The organism is Sphingobium naphthae (genome assembly GCF_043589935.1).
Classification (GTDB): domain Bacteria; phylum Pseudomonadota; class Alphaproteobacteria; order Sphingomonadales; family Sphingomonadaceae; genus Sphingobium; species Sphingobium naphthae_A.
Window position 1 is genome coordinate 354,003 of the sequence record NZ_CP171454.1, and the last position, 13,977, is coordinate 367,979.

Genomic DNA, 13,977 nt, shown 5'->3' on the forward strand with positions numbered 1-13,977 from the left:
TCCGGCCGTCCGCCCTGAGTTTCGTCAACGCGCTGATCTTCCTTGCAGAACAGCAGGCTTCGACGAGTTCAGCCGAACGGGAATTTGATCGTTACAATTCGCTTTCCATCGCCGCCAGGAGCGGCGAGGCGCCCTGTTCGGCAAGGTCGCTATGATGGCGGAACAGGGCAAACAGTTCGCGACCCGTGTCGTAGGGCGGAGGCGGGGCGGCGGGCTGATCGCGCGCCCCCCATTCCGCCGGATCGACCAGCGCATCGACCGTCCCGGTTTGCGCGCAGACTCTGACCAGATCGCCGTCGCGCAGCTTGCCGATCGGACCACCGCCCAACGCTTCAGGCGACAGATGGATCGCGGCCGGCACCTTGCCGCTCGCGCCGGACATGCGCCCATCGGTCAGCAGCGCGACCTTGAAGCCGCGATCCTGCAGCACGCCGAGCGCCGGGGTCAGCTTGTGCAATTCCGGCATGCCGTTGGCGCGCGGACCCTGGAAGCGGACAACGACCACGACATCGCGCTCCAGTTCGCCCGCCTTGAAGGCGCGGAGCACATCGTCCTGGTCCTGGAAGACGGCGGCGGGCGCTTCGATGGTCCAGCGCTCCCGGTCGACGGCGCTCACCTTCATGACGCAGCGGCCGAGATTGCCCTGGAGCAACTTCATGCCGCCATCGGGCTGGAAGGGGTTGGCGGCGGGACGCAGCATCGCCTCGTCACGCGAGGCGGGCACGTCCTTCCACACCAGCGCCTCATCCTCCAGCACGGGTTCCTTGCCATAGTCGGTGAGGTCCTGGCGCGCGACGGTCATGACGTCGCGGTGCAGCAACCCGGCATCGAGCAGTTCGCGAATGACGAAGCTGATCCCGCCGGCGGCATGGAAATGGTTCACATCGCCCGATCCGTTGGGATAGACTCGCGCCAGCAGCGGCACCGCGTCGGAGATTTCGGCGAAATCGGTCCAGTCGATCTGAATGCCGGCCGCACGCGCGATCGCGGGCAAGTGGATCGCGTGATTGGTCGATCCCCCGGTCGCCATGAGGCCGATGATCGCGTTGACGATCGCCTTTTCATCGACACAGTGGCCGAGCGGGCGATAATCCTCGCCATCCCAGCCGATCTGCGCCAGCCGGTGCGTCGCCGCGCGCGTGAGTTCGGTGCGCAGCTTGGTGCCCGGATTGACGAAAGAGGCGGCAGGCATGTGCAAGCCCATCATCTCCATCATCATCTGGTTGCTGTTCGCCGTTCCATAGAAGGTGCAAGTGCCCGCGCCATGATAGGAGGCGCTTTCGGATTCCAGCAGTTCGTCGCGTCCGACCTTGCCTTCGGCATAGAGCTGGCGAATGCGCACCTTCTCCTTGTTGGCGAGGCCCGAGGGCATCGGACCGGCGGGAACGAGGATGGTCGGCAGATGGCCGAAGCGCAGCGCGCCGATCAGAAGCCCGGGCACAATCTTGTCGCAGATGCCGAGCAGCAGCGCGCCTTCGAACATCGCATGCGACAGCGCGATGGCCGTGCCGAGGGCGATGGTATCGCGGCTGAAGAGGGACAGGTCCATGCCCGCCTGTCCCTGCGTCACGCCGTCGCACATGGCCGGCACGCCGCCGGCGACCTGCGCGGTTGCACCGACTTCGCGCGCAGCGATCTTGATCTGCTCAGGATAGCGTCCATAGGGCTGGTGCGCCGACAGCATGTCGTTGTAAGCCGTGACGATGCCGATGTTCATCGCGTTGCCGGTGCGGATGACCGGCTTGTCCTCGCCGCTTGCCGCAAAGCCATGGGCCAGATTGCCGCAGGACAGTTGCGCCCGGTTGGTCCCGGCGTCGCGCCCTCTTTCGATCAGGTCGAGATATTTGAGCCGGCTGGCGGCGCTGCGCTGGACGATGCGCTCGGTCACCTTGGCGATGGTGGGGTGAAGATCAGTCATGCCAGCTTGCTCCGTCGCGTTCGATCAGGGCAATGGCCGAGGACGGGCCCCAGTTCCCCGAGCTATAGGGGGCGACCTTCATATTGGCCTCCTTCCATCCATCGATAATGCTGTCGATCCAGGTCCATTGCGCTTCCACCTCGTCCCGCCGGACGAAGAGGGTCTGGTCCCCCGCCAGCAAGTCCAGGATCAGTCGTTCATAAGCGATGCGGCGGCGCTGCCCCGCGAAGGCGGCGGTCAGCGATACGTCGAGCGTCACTTCCTCCAGATGCACCTGGCGTTCGAGCCCCGGCCTTTTGCTCATGATGAGCAGGCGGATATATTCCTCCGGCTGCAGGCGGATGATGAGCGTGTTCGGCTCCAGTCCCGTGCCATGCCCCGCGCGCCAGAAGATGGAATGGCGCACGGGCTTGAACTGGATCAGGATTTCGGACTGGCGCGCCGGCATGCGCTTGCCCGTCCGCAGGTAGAAGGGCACGCCCTGCCAGCGCCAATTGTCGATATAGGCCTTGAGCGCGACGAACGTCTCGGTGTCGGAAGGCTGGCCCAGCTCGTCGGCATAGCCCGTGACGATCTCCCCCTGGACCGCGCCTGGCGTATATTGGCCGCGCACGCTGTTGGTCTTGACCGTCTCGGCGGTCATCGGGCGGAGCGATCGCAGCACCTTGACCTTCTCGTCGCGCACGGCCGTAGGGTCCATCCGGGCGGGCGGCTCCATGGTGATGATGGACAGGATCTGGAGGATATGGTTCTGCACCATGTCGCGCAGCGCCCCGACCCCATCATAATAGGATACGCGTCCTTCCAGGCCGACCGTTTCCCCGACGGTGATCTGGACATGGTCGATCGCGGCCGTGTTCCACAGCGGCTCGAACATGACGTTGCCAAAGCGCAGCGCCAGCAGGTTCTGCACCGTTTCCTTGCCGAGATAATGATCGACGCGGAAAATCTGATCTTCGGCGAACAGCGCGCCGATCCCGTCATTCACCTGTCGCGACGAGGCGAGATCCTTGCCGATCGGCTTTTCCATTGCGATGCGGGTGGTGGGCGCGATCAGCCCGGCCTCGGCCAGGCCTTGGGCGGTGGGCGCGAACAGGGACGGCGGGGTCGAGAGATAGACGGACAGGCCGCGCTCCAGCCGGCCGTCGATCCGGTCGGCAAGGGCGGCGAACTGTTCCGGCTTGCCCGCTTCCACGGGCTGGTAGCAGATCATGGCGCTGAACCGCGCCGCGACCTGCTCTTCATAGCGATCGGCGGGCAGGAACTGCCGCAGGGCGGCGCAGACTTCGTCGCGGAAGGCCGCGTCCGACATCTCCGACCGTCCCGACGCGACGATCAGGAAATCGTCCGGGAGCAGGCCGTCGGCGAGGAGATTATAGAGCGATGGGAAGATCATGCGCCGGGCGAGATCGCCGGTGGCGCCGAACAGCAGGAACGTGGCAGACGGTTCGGTCAAAGGATGATCCTTCTCCGTTTGGTGATTGTCATGTCTGCACGATGGCGCCCTTATACCGAGCGCGGATCGTTACGCAAGAAGGCTAACGCCCCAAGGCAAGCGTCGCAACATCAGGACCCTTTGGCAGGGGCGATTGTTCCGGAACTTCGCGAGCGTCGCCGCGCTTTCCGCCAGACACTGCCCACAGGAGAGACAGATGCTCAAGGTCCAGCCGCTCAACTGCACGCTCAAGCGCGACGCGTCGAAGGCCAGTTCCACCGATGCGATGATCGCGGTGCTGGCGCAGGAATTTCGGGCGCTGGATGTGGAGGTGGCGGACACGATTCGCCTTGCCGCCCATGATGTGCCGGCCGGCGTGACTTCGGACGAAGGGGAGGGGGACGAATGGCCCGCCATTCGCGAGAAGATCCTCGCTGCGGACATTTTGATCCTGGGCACGCCGATCTGGATGGGCCAGGCGGGCAGCGTCGCCAAGCGCGCGCTCGAGCGAATGGACGCCTTCCTGTCCGAAACCGATGCGCAGGGGCGGATGCCCAGCTATTCCAAGGTCGCGGTTGCAGCGATCGTCGGCAATGAGGACGGTGCGCATTTCGCTTCGGCCCAGATTTTCCAGGCGTTGAACGATGTGGGCTGGACGATTCCCGCTGTTGCCGCCTGCTACTGGGTGGGCGAAGCGATGGGATCAACGGATTTCAAGGATTTGGACGAGACCCCGGAAATGGTCGCGAAGACCGCCAAGATGGTGGCGGGGAACGCCACCCATTTGGCGCGATTGCTGAAGTCCGGACCTTATCCCGGCCATGGCGAAGGTTGAAGAGCGCGGTAGCGGCCCGGTCTGAAGCAAGCGCCGGCCTGTGGCGGGTTCGTTTTTCGGCTGGACGGCTGCGTCGGATTTTGCCATCTGGCGATCCCGGCTCGGGCGGCGCTGCCTCGTGCAGCGCATCCGGTCGGACAGGCGCGGTATCGCGGGACCCATGTCCGCTGATCCGGCCGCCACGCGGGTGTGGTGAAATTGGTAGACGCGCCGGACTCAAAATCCGGTTCCGAAAGGAGTGTCGGTTCGAGCCCGACCACCCGCACCATAGTTTGACATCGGACATTGCTTGGCATGATCCGCGATGTCGTCCTCAACAGGTTTTCCCACCCCAACCGTGGCGCTCGTCGACATCCCCTCCTTCCGGCAGGCGGCGGCGATCAGCAGCCCTGCCGCCCTTTTCAAGCCTGGCGCAGCGCGACTTCGTTCATGAAGCGGGGGTCGTCGCCCGCGGCCAGCCACGGGGCTTCCGCGCCGATCGCGCCCAGCATGTCGGCCAGCGCGTCGAGTTCGCTCTTGGCGTAATTGCCGAGCACATAGCCATGGACCTTGTCCTTGTGCCCGGGGTGGCCGATGCCGAGCCGCACGCGGCGGAAGTCGTTGCCGATATGCGCATCGGTCGAGCGCAGGCCGTTATGGCCGGCATTGCCGCCGCCGCGCTTGACCTTGACCTTCATCGGGGCGAGGTCGAGTTCGTCGTGGAAGACGGTCACATCCTGCGGCCCAAGCTTGTAGAAGCGCATGGCGTCGCCAATCGATCGGCCGCTTTCGTTCATGAATGTGGCGGGTTTCAGCAGCAGGACCTTGTCATTGCCGATCCGGCCGTCCTGCACCCAGCCTTGGAACTGCTTTCGCGGGGCGGAAAAACGGTACATGTCGGCGAGCAGGTCGACCGCCATGAAGCCGACATTGTGCCGGTGCATCGCATATTGGGGCCCCGGATTGCCCAGGCCCGCCCAGATCTGCATGTCTCTTGCTCCCAACGAAAAATCCCGCCCGCCGGGTAGGCGGACGGGATGTTTTTTTCCAGCCTGAAGGCCGGCAAAAGCCTTATTCGGCTTCCGCCTCGCCTTCCTTGGTCGTGTCGCCTTCGGCGCTCTTGAGCGAGGACGGCGCGACGATGGTGGCGATGGTGAAATCGCGGTCGTCGATCGCGGTCTTCGCGCCCTTGGGCAGGGTGACCGAGCTGATGTGGATCGAATCGCCCACTTCGAAGCCCTTGAGGTCGACCACGACATCTTCGGGGATGTCGGCGGCGTCGACGATCAGTTCGATCTCGTGACGCACGACGTTGAGGACGCCGCCCTTCTTCAGGCCCGGCGAAGCGTCTTCATTTTCGAAGCGCACCGGCACGTTGACGTTGACGGTGGCATGTTCCGAAACGCGCAGGAAGTCGGCGTGCAGCGGACGGTCGGTCACGGGATGGAAAGCGACATCCTTGGGCAGGGTGCGCACGGCCTTGCCGTTCACCTCGACCATGACGACCGAATTGAAGAAGTGGCCGGTGCCGAGCAGCTTGTTGAGGAGCTTTTCCTCGACGTGGATCGACTGGGGTTCTTCATTGTTACCATAGATGACGGCGGGTACGCGGCCCTCTCGGCGGAGAGCGCGGGAGGCTCCCTTGCCTGCCCGATCGCGTGCCTCGGCCGACAGCGTAAGCTGCTCGCTCATTGCGTGTCTCCAAAAGCTTGATTGCACAAATTCCCGCCACGCCTCCAGGGATGACCATCGCGGGAAGGCGGCCCTTTAGCAGAAAAGGGCAGAAAGGCAAGGGCGGCGATCAGGCGCGGCGGCGAAACAAGCCGACAGCGAAAGCGACAGATGCGCGGCATGTCGACAAGAGGACGGTGTGGGGCCGATCATTGCACCCGCGTGATCGTGAAGCCCCGATCCTTCAGCAGGTCGATCAGATTGTCGCGACCGGTGAGATGGCCCGCGCCCACGGCGATGAAGGGCTGCCCGCGCATCGGTTCGATCGCCCGGGCCCAGTCGCGGTTGCGCGCGACCAGCACCGCCTCCTCGACCACCGGATCGGGCTGCTCGCCTCTTTCATCCTCCCTGGCGATGGCGGCAATGTCGCCCTTCAGCCAGGCGGTGAGGATGCGGTCGTAGAGCGCCTTCATGCCGTCGGCTTCGTGGACGGTCTGCACCAGCAGCCTGGCCTGCGCCGCTTCGGGCAGCGTGTCGAAGGCGCGGAACTGGCGTTCCACTGTCTCCAGCCCGCCGATCGGCTTGCCCGCCTTTTTGAAAGCGGCGATCAGTGCGGGCTCGACACCGTCATCCTGGCTGACGTGCAGCGCCTGCTGGCTGGCGGCGGACAGGAGCATGGCGGCGGCCCAGCTTTCATAACCCGACAGGAGCTGCGTCGAGGTGCCGCCGTCGCGCACGGCCTTGAGCAGCGCCGCGCGCTCCTTGGTTGGCACGCGCTGTTCCAGCGGGGGCAAGGCGGGGCTGCGGCCCATAGCCTCGAAGATGCCCAGCGTCTTTTCCTCATCCTGCAGGTCGGCGGCTTCGAGGATGAGCCGGTCAGCCTGCGCCATGGCGTTGCGGATCGGGGGCGTGTCCCAGGCGACGCCGCTGGGGAGGACGTGGATGGTGCCGAACAGCCAGCCCTTGAAGGCGCCGCGCTCCACCCGCCATAAGGCGGGGCCGCCCTGCGCTTCGGGCTGAGGCGCGGGCGCCCGGTCGCAGGCGGCGGTCAGGCCGAGCGTGCAGAATGCCAGGAGGTGGAGGAAGAGGCGGGCCATGGCGGTCATTTCTTCACCCGGTCGACCTGGAGCCCGAGAGCCTTGAGCTGGTCCTGGACGCTGCCCGATCCCGCAAGGTGCCCCGCGCCGACGGCGACGAAGACGGTCCCCGGACGGTCGAGCCGCGCCTTGATCCACTGCGCCCAATTGGCGTTGCGATCCGTCAGCAGGACGCGGGCGAGCTGCGGGGTGGCCTCGAGCGACTCGTTCATCTCGCGCGCCAGCTTGTCGGGCTCACCCGCCTTCCAATGGCGCAGCAACAGGTCGAAGCTCTTGTCGAGATCGGGCAGGCCATCGACCGTGGCGTTGAGGAAGGTGACTTGCTGGTCCATCGGCAGGCCGGCGAAGAAGCCGATCTGCTGCTCGATGCTTTCCAGCGCCTCCACCTTCTTGCCGGCGGCGACGGCCGCAGCGCGCAGCACCTTTTCCGCGCCGAGGTCATTGCTGAAGCCCGCGCGCGCGAGCGGCGCGACCGACAACGCCATGCCCGGCATCCAGGGATTGAACAGTTCGAAATTCTGCCAGGGCAGTCCATTGGCTTGCATCGCCGCCTGATAGGCGGTGCGCGCCTGCGGCGTCAGGCGATCGGTCAGCTTCACCCCGTCCTTGGCAAGCGCCATGCCGGCCATGGTGGCGCTGAGCGTGCGTGGATCGTCAGGCTCGATGATTTCCAGCACCAGTTCGTCCGATGCGTCGAACGCGTCCTTCACCTTGCCGGTGAACCAGACGACGTCGGGCTTCATCACATGAACGGTGCCGAACAGATAGATGCTGGTGTCGGCATCGCGCACGCGCCACAAGGCAGGGGTGGCTGCGGGGGCGGCAGCAGGTTCGGGGCGGGCCTGCGCGGCGGCGCCGGCAAGCAGCAGGGCGGCGGTGGCGGCGCGCAGCAGGGTGGACAGGATGGTCATGGGCCATCCATGCGCAGCACCGGCGCGCAGGGCAAGCGCCTTAACCCTGTCCGCCGCCGCTTTCCCTTGACCCATTTCCTGCCATGCGCCAAGGCGCGAGGCCAAGTTTCGAGTGAAAAAGGACCATCGGTGGCGACGAGCAAGGCGCTTTCCTTCCAGGACCTGATCCTGACCCTGCACGCCTATTGGGGGAAGCAGGGCTGCGTCATCCTGCAACCCTATGACATGGAAGTGGGCGCGGGCACATTTCACCCGGCGACCACGCTGCGCAGCCTGGGGCCGGACGCCTGGAACGCCGCCTATGTGCAGCCCAGCCGCCGGCCGACCGATGGCCGCTATGGCGAGAATCCCAACCGCTTGCAGCATTATTACCAATATCAGGTGATCATGAAGCCGAGCCCGGCGAACCTGCAGGAACTCTATCTGGGGTCGCTGGTGGAGATCGGCATCGATCCGCTGGTCCATGATATAAGGTTCGTCGAGGATGACTGGGAAAGCCCGACGCTGGGCGCCTGGGGCCTTGGCTGGGAAGTGTGGTGCGATGGCATGGAAGTCACGCAGTTCACCTATTTCCAGCAGATGGGCGGCTTTGACTGCAAGCCGGTGGCGGGCGAGCTGACCTATGGGCTGGAGCGGCTGGCGATGTATATCCAGGGCGTCGACAGCGTCTATGACCTGAAGTTCAACGATGCCGGCGTCACCTATGGCGACGTGTTCCTGGCGAATGAGCGGCAGATGTCGAAATGGAATTTCGAGATTGCCGACACGGACAAGCTGCTGCGCTGGTTCAAGGATGCCGAGGAGGAATGCAAGGCGTCGCTGGCCGCCGACGTGCCGCTGGCAGCCTATGACCAGGCGATCAAGGCCAGCCATATCTTCAACCTGCTGCAGGCGCGCGGCGTGATTTCCGTGCAGGAACGCGCCAGCTATATCGGCCGTGTCCGCGACCTGGCCAAGGGCAGCTGCGAGAAGTGGATGGAAGTGAACGGATGGGCGGCGTGATACGGAGGCGCACCCTGGTCCAATCCACCCCGTTCGCCCTGAGTGCCGCTGAGCTTGTCGAAGCAGCGTATCGAAGGGCATTGGCGCGGCGCTTCGATACGGGGCTTCGACAGGCTCAGCCCCTACTCAGCACGAACGGAATCTGATGGCATGACTGACTTCCTCCTTGAACTGCGCTGCGAGGAGATTCCGGCGCGCATGCAGGTGAAGGCGTCCGACGACCTTGCGCGGCTGTTTGCCGAGGAACTCGCCAAGGCGGGCCTGAAGCCCGCGGCCATCGACAGCTTCGTGACGCCGCGCCGGCTGGCGCTGATCGCGCGGGGACTGTCGCTGGAAACGGCGGCGGTCAGCGAGGAATATAAGGGGCCGCGCACCAGTGCTCCGGCGCAGGCGCTGGAAGGCTTTCTGCGCAAGACGGGGCTGACGCAGGATCAGCTGGAGGAGCGCGACGGCGTCTGGTTCGGGCATGTCAACAAGCCCGGCCGCGCCACGGCCGCGGTGCTGGCCGAGGCCGTGCCCGCCGTCATTCGCGCCTTTCCCTGGCCCAAGTCGATGCGCTGGGGCATCGCCAGCCAGACGACCGAAAGCCTACGCTGGGTGCGGCCGTTGAAGGGCATCGTCGCGATCTTGGGCGACCAGCTGGTGGACATGGAGATCGAGGGCGTGCGATCGGGCTATGCGACGCTGGGCCATCGCTTCCATCATCCCGGCGAAATCACGATCGGCGGGGCGGACGACTATGTGGAGAAGCTGCGCGCCTGCCATGTGATCGTCAGCCATCAGGAGCGGCAGGCGATCATCGCGGCGAAGGCCGATGAAGCGGCGGCGGCGCACGGCTATAGCGTCGTTGAGGACAAGGGGCTGGTCGCGGAGAATGCGGGCCTGACCGAATGGCCGGTGCCGCTGCTGGGCGATTTCGATCCGGCCTTTCTTGAGGTGCCGCCTGAAGTCATCCAGCTAACCCTGCGGATCAACCAGAAATATTTCGTGCTGCGCGATGCAGCGGGCGAGCTCGCCCCGGCCTTCATCTGCACCGCCAATATCGAAGCGAAGGATGGCGGCGCGGCGATCATCGCCGGCAACCGCAAGGTGCTGGCCGCGCGGCTGAGCGATGCGCGCTTCTTCTGGGAGCAGGACCGCAAGACGAGCCTTGCGGATCACGCCAGAAAGCTGGAGCGCATCACCTTCCACGAGAAGCTCGGCACGGTCGCGGACAAGGTCGAGCGGGTGGCGAAGCTGGCCCGGTGGCTGGTGGAGGAGGGGATTGTCGGCTCCAGTGCTCCTGCGACAGCAGGAGCCCAGGATGGCGATGCGCAATCCGCCTCTGGGCTCCTGCCTGCGCAGGAGCACGGCAAGGAAGAACTGGCCGACCTCGCCGAACAGGCGGCGCGTCTGGCCAAGGCGGATCTCGTCACCGAAATGGTTGGCGAGTTCCCTGAATTGCAGGGCATCATGGGCGGCTATTATGCCCGCGCCGAAGGCTTGCCCGATGCCGTCGCCGACGCGATCCGCGATCATTACAAGCCGGTCGGCCAGGGCGATGATGTGCCGACCGCGCCGGTCACGGCGGCGGTGGCGCTGGCGGACAAGCTGGATACGCTGCGCGCCTTCTTCGGTATAGACGAGAAGCCGACGGGTTCACGCGATCCCTTTGCGCTGCGTCGGGCGGCTTTGGGCGTCATTCAGATCGTGAACGCCAACGGCCTGCGCATGGCGATCGCCCAGGGTGAACTGCTCGACTTCTTCGCCGACCGCCTGAAGGTCCAGCAGAAGGAAGCGGGGGTCCGTCACGACCTGATCGACGCGGTGTTCGCGCTGGGTGGGGAGGATGATCTTGTCCGGCTGCTCGCGCGGGTGAAAGCGTTGCAGGCCTTTGTGGCGACTGACGATGGCGCGAATTTGCTGGCCGGCTACAAGCGGGCGGCGAATATCCTCAAGAAGGAGGGAGCGGATCATAACCCGGCCGTCGTCACCGCTCAGGCGGATTATGCGCTAGAACCCGCCGAGGCTGAACTGACCGCCGCGCTCGACGCCGCGGAGCCGCGCGCGGCGGCGGCTGTGGCGGAGGAGCGGTTCGAGGATGCGATGGCGGCGCTGGCGTCGCTGCGCGCGCCGATCGACGCTTTTTTCGACAGCGTCACGGTCAATGACGCCGATCCGGCCAGGCGCACGAGTCGCCTCGCGCTGCTGGCGCGGGTGCGTGACGCAGTGCACAATGTCGCTGACTTTTCGAAGATTGCCGGCTGAGGACAGAAGATTCCAGGACCGGTGCAAAATTGGAGGGATGAGGCGGGATATTTTCTATCCCATCACGCATTAAGCCGCTAATTGCGGCAGTAATATTGCAACGCACAAACTCGGCAATCAGTGCAGGGAGAGCCGGATCACATGGTTATGATGGAAGAGGCCCAGATGAACAGCACGTCGACCCGCTATGTCTATCGTTTTGGCGGCGGCGTGAATGACGGGGGCAATGGCGACAAGAATCTGTTGGGCGGCAAGGGCGCCAACCTGGACGGCATGGCGGCGATCGGCCTGCCAGTGCCTCCGGGCTTCACGATCACGACCGAGATGTGCACCCGCTATTATCAGGATGGCGGCGTCTTTCCCGACAGCCTGCGCGCGGAAGTCGCCAACGGTATCACCCATATCGAGGGCGTGACGGGCAAGCGCTTCGGCGACAAGGCCGATCCGCTGCTGGTGTCAGTCCGTTCGGGCGCGCGCATTTCGATGCCCGGCATGATGGACACGGTGCTGAACCTGGGCCTGAACGACGAGACGGTGCTTGGCCTGGCGGCCGCGTCGGGCGACGAGCGTTTCGCCTGGGACAGCTATCGTCGCTTCATCCAGATGTATTCGGACGTGGTGCTGGAGCTGGATCATGGCGCGTTCGAGGAAGCGCTGGAGATCGCCAAGGAAGATCAGGGCTATACGCTCGACACGCAGATGACCGCGGACGACTGGAAGGCGCTGGTCGGCGAATATAAGGGCCTGGTCGAGAAGCTTTGGAACAAGCCCTTTCCGCAGGATGTGCATGACCAGCTGTGGGGCGCGATCAGCGCCGTCTTCGGCAGCTGGCAGGCGGAGCGGGCCAAGGTCTATCGCCGGTTGAACTCGATCCCGGGCGATTGGGGCACGGCGGTCAACGTGCAGGCGATGGTGTTCGGCAATATGGGCGACACGTCGGCCACCGGCGTCGCCTTCACCCGCGATCCTGCGACGGGCGAAAATGCCTATTATGGCGAATATCTGATCAACGCGCAGGGCGAGGACGTGGTGGCGGGCATCCGCACGCCGCAATACCTGACCAAGGCCGCGCGCGAGCGGGCCGGCGCCAAGCCGCTGTCGATGGAAGAGGCGATGCCCGACACCTATGCCGAGCTGGCGCGGGTGTTCGAGATCCTCGAAACCCATTATCGCGACATGCAGGACATCGAGTTCACGGTGCAGCAGGGCAAGCTGTGGATGCTGCAGACCCGGTCGGGCAAGCGCACCGCCAAGGCCGCGCTCAAGATCGCGGTGGACATGGCTCATGAAGGGCTGATTTCGGAAGAGGAAGCCGTCGCCCGCGTCGATCCCGCGGCGCTCGACCAGTTGCTGCACCCGACGCTCGACCCGGACGCGCCGCGCGACGTGCTGACCAGGGGGCTGCCCGCCTCGCCCGGCGCGGCGAGCGGCCTGATCGTGTTCGACGCGGATACGGCCGAGCGCCGCAACGAGCTGGGCGACGCCGTCATCCTGGTGCGCGTCGAGACGAGCCCGGAGGATATTCACGGCATGCATGCGGCCAAGGGCATCCTGACCGCGCGCGGCGGCATGACGTCGCACGCCGCGGTCGTGGCGCGCGGCATGGGTCGGCCCTGCGTATCGGGCGCGGGCAGCTTGTCGATCGACAATGCCGCCAAGGTGCTGCGGATCGGCGACCGTTCGCTCAAGGAAGGCGATATCCTGACCATCGACGGCGCGACCGGCGAAGTGATGGCAGGCGAAGTGCCGACCGTGCAGCCCGAACTGGCCGGCGATTTCGGCACGCTGATGGAGTGGGCCGACAAGGTCCGCCGCCTGAAGGTGCGCGCCAACGCCGAAACGCCGCTCGATTGCCAGACGGCGCGCGACTTTGGCGCCGAAGGCGTGGGCCTGTGCCGCACCGAGCATATGTTCTTCGACGCGGCGCGCATCACGGCCGTGCGCGAGATGATCCTGGCCGACAGCGAGAAGGGGCGCCGCGCCGCGCTCGACAAGCTGCTGCCCGAGCAGCGCGACGATTTCGCGCAGATTTTCATGGTGATGGCCGGCTTGCCTGTCACCATTCGCCTGCTCGACCCGCCGCTGCACGAATTCCTGCCCCATGGCGAGGCGGAGTTCGAGGAAGTGGCGAAGGCCGCTGGCGTCGGCGTCGAGGCGCTGAAGCGGCGCGCGAGCGAATTGCATGAGTTCAACCCGATGCTGGGCCATCGTGGTTGCCGCCTGGGCGTCACCTACCCCGAAATCTACGAAATGCAGGCGCGCGCCATCTTCGAAGCGGCGCTGCTGGTGAAGCAGCGCAGCGGCGAGGCGCCGATCCCGGAAATCATGATCCCGCTCGTCGCGACGAAGAAGGAGCTGGAGCTGATGAAGGCGATCGTCGACCAGGTCGCCAAGGATGTGTTCGCCGAGCAGAATGCGTCGGTCGACTATCTGGTCGGCACGATGATCGAGCTGCCGCGCGCGGCGCTGAAGGCCGGCGAGATCGCCGAGGTGGGCGAATTCTTCTCCTTCGGCACCAACGACCTGACGCAGACGACGATCGGCATCAGCCGCGACGACGCCGGCCGCTTCCTGACGCAATATGTGGACAAGGGCATCTTCGCCCGCGATCCGTTCGTCAGCATCGATGTGGAGGGTGTCGGCCAGCTGATCGAACTGGCCGCCGAGCGTGGTCGCGCGACCCGCAGCGGCATCAAACTGGGCATTTGCGGCGAGCATGGCGGCGACCCGGCGTCGATCGCCTTCTGCGAGCAGACCGGGCTCGATTATGTGTCGGCATCGCCCTATCGCGTGCCGATCGCCCGGCTGGCGGCGGCGCAGGCGGCGTTGGCGAAGAAATAAGGACAAGGGCGGGAGTGATCCTCCCGCCCTTTTCTTTTGCG

At 65.3% G+C, this 13,977-nt stretch carries 10 protein-coding genes and 1 tRNA gene; 5 read left to right on the forward strand and 6 right to left on the reverse strand.

Annotated features, from left to right (window positions below):
• Positions 1-91: 91 nt before the first annotated feature.
• Together edd and zwf are read right to left on the reverse strand one after the other, a co-directional pair.
• Positions 92-1,918: a phosphogluconate dehydratase gene (gene edd, locus ACGGKE_RS01710; protein ID WP_394439530.1), complete on the reverse strand. Its 1,827-nt coding sequence runs from the start codon at positions 1,916-1,918 to the stop codon at positions 92-94.
• The gene (gene zwf / locus ACGGKE_RS01715) at positions 1,911-3,374 is read right to left on the reverse strand and encodes a glucose-6-phosphate dehydrogenase (protein WP_394439533.1); all 1,464 of its coding nucleotides are present in this window, start codon (positions 3,372-3,374) and stop codon (positions 1,911-1,913) included. Before zwf ends, edd begins: the two co-directional genes overlap by 8 nt.
• 196 nt (positions 3,375-3,570) lie before the next feature.
• Here zwf and ACGGKE_RS01720 point away from each other — a divergent pair, with 196 nt between their 5' ends.
• The gene (locus ACGGKE_RS01720) at positions 3,571-4,188 is read left to right on the forward strand and encodes a flavodoxin family protein (protein ID WP_394439535.1); all 618 of its coding nucleotides are present in this window, start codon (positions 3,571-3,573) and stop codon (positions 4,186-4,188) included.
• Between the two features lie 183 nt (positions 4,189-4,371).
• Positions 4,372-4,456, forward strand: a tRNA-Leu gene (locus ACGGKE_RS01725).
• Positions 4,457-4,589: 133 nt separating this feature from the next.
• On the opposite strand, the gene pth is transcribed toward ACGGKE_RS01725, so the two are convergent.
• From pth to ACGGKE_RS01745, 4 genes are all read right to left on the reverse strand, one after another.
• On the reverse strand, positions 4,590-5,156 hold the full coding sequence (pth, locus tag ACGGKE_RS01730) for an aminoacyl-tRNA hydrolase (RefSeq protein WP_394439537.1): 567 nt from the start codon (positions 5,154-5,156) through the stop codon (positions 4,590-4,592).
• Between the two features lie 82 nt (positions 5,157-5,238).
• Positions 5,239-5,859 carry a 50S ribosomal protein L25/general stress protein Ctc gene (locus tag ACGGKE_RS01735; RefSeq protein WP_394439539.1) on the reverse strand — a complete coding sequence of 207 codons (621 nt, stop codon included), beginning with the start codon at positions 5,857-5,859 and terminating at the stop codon, positions 5,239-5,241.
• 188 nt (positions 5,860-6,047) lie between these two features.
• On the reverse strand, positions 6,048-6,935 hold the full coding sequence (locus tag ACGGKE_RS01740) for a TraB/GumN family protein (RefSeq protein ID WP_394439541.1): 888 nt from the start codon (positions 6,933-6,935) through the stop codon (positions 6,048-6,050).
• Between the two features lie 5 nt (positions 6,936-6,940).
• Positions 6,941-7,846 (reverse strand): TraB/GumN family protein, encoded by a 906-nt coding sequence (locus ACGGKE_RS01745; RefSeq protein WP_394439543.1) that lies wholly within the window; start codon positions 7,844-7,846, stop codon positions 6,941-6,943.
• 129 nt (positions 7,847-7,975) lie between these two features.
• Between ACGGKE_RS01745 and ACGGKE_RS01750 the strand changes: the two genes are divergently transcribed.
• From ACGGKE_RS01750 to ppdK, 3 genes are all read left to right on the forward strand, one after another.
• Positions 7,976-8,848 (forward strand): glycine--tRNA ligase subunit alpha, encoded by an 873-nt coding sequence (locus ACGGKE_RS01750; protein WP_228166858.1) that lies wholly within the window; start codon positions 7,976-7,978, stop codon positions 8,846-8,848.
• 150 nt (positions 8,849-8,998) lie between these two features.
• A complete protein-coding gene (glyS, locus tag ACGGKE_RS01755; RefSeq protein WP_394439546.1) occupies positions 8,999-11,095 on the forward strand; it encodes a glycine--tRNA ligase subunit beta in 2,097 nt (698 codons plus the stop codon).
• A gap of 141 nt (positions 11,096-11,236) precedes the next feature.
• Positions 11,237-13,936, forward strand: coding sequence for a pyruvate, phosphate dikinase (gene ppdK / locus ACGGKE_RS01760; RefSeq protein WP_394439547.1), 2,700 nt, complete (start codon positions 11,237-11,239; stop codon positions 13,934-13,936).
• Positions 13,937-13,977: the final 41 nt, after the last annotated feature.

Bases quoted from the DNA above. Each gene is read 5' to 3' on its own strand.
- edd (WP_394439530.1), bottom strand. From the start codon at position 1,918: ATGACTGATCTTCACCCCACCATCGCCAAGGTGACCGAGCGCATCGTC.
- ACGGKE_RS01720 (WP_394439535.1), top strand. From the start codon at position 3,571: ATGCTCAAGGTCCAGCCGCTCAACTGCACGCTCAAGCGCGACGCGTCG.
- pth (WP_394439537.1), bottom strand. From the start codon at position 5,156: ATGCAGATCTGGGCGGGCCTGGGCAATCCGGGGCCCCAATATGCGATG.
- ACGGKE_RS01735 (WP_394439539.1), bottom strand. From the start codon at position 5,859: ATGAGCGAGCAGCTTACGCTGTCGGCCGAGGCACGCGATCGGGCAGGC.
- ACGGKE_RS01740 (WP_394439541.1), bottom strand. From the start codon at position 6,935: ATGGCCCGCCTCTTCCTCCACCTCCTGGCATTCTGCACGCTCGGCCTG.
- ACGGKE_RS01745 (WP_394439543.1), bottom strand. From the start codon at position 7,846: ATGACCATCCTGTCCACCCTGCTGCGCGCCGCCACCGCCGCCCTGCTG.
- glyS (WP_394439546.1), top strand. From the start codon at position 8,999: ATGACTGACTTCCTCCTTGAACTGCGCTGCGAGGAGATTCCGGCGCGC.
- ppdK (WP_394439547.1), top strand. From the start codon at position 11,237: ATGGTTATGATGGAAGAGGCCCAGATGAACAGCACGTCGACCCGCTAT.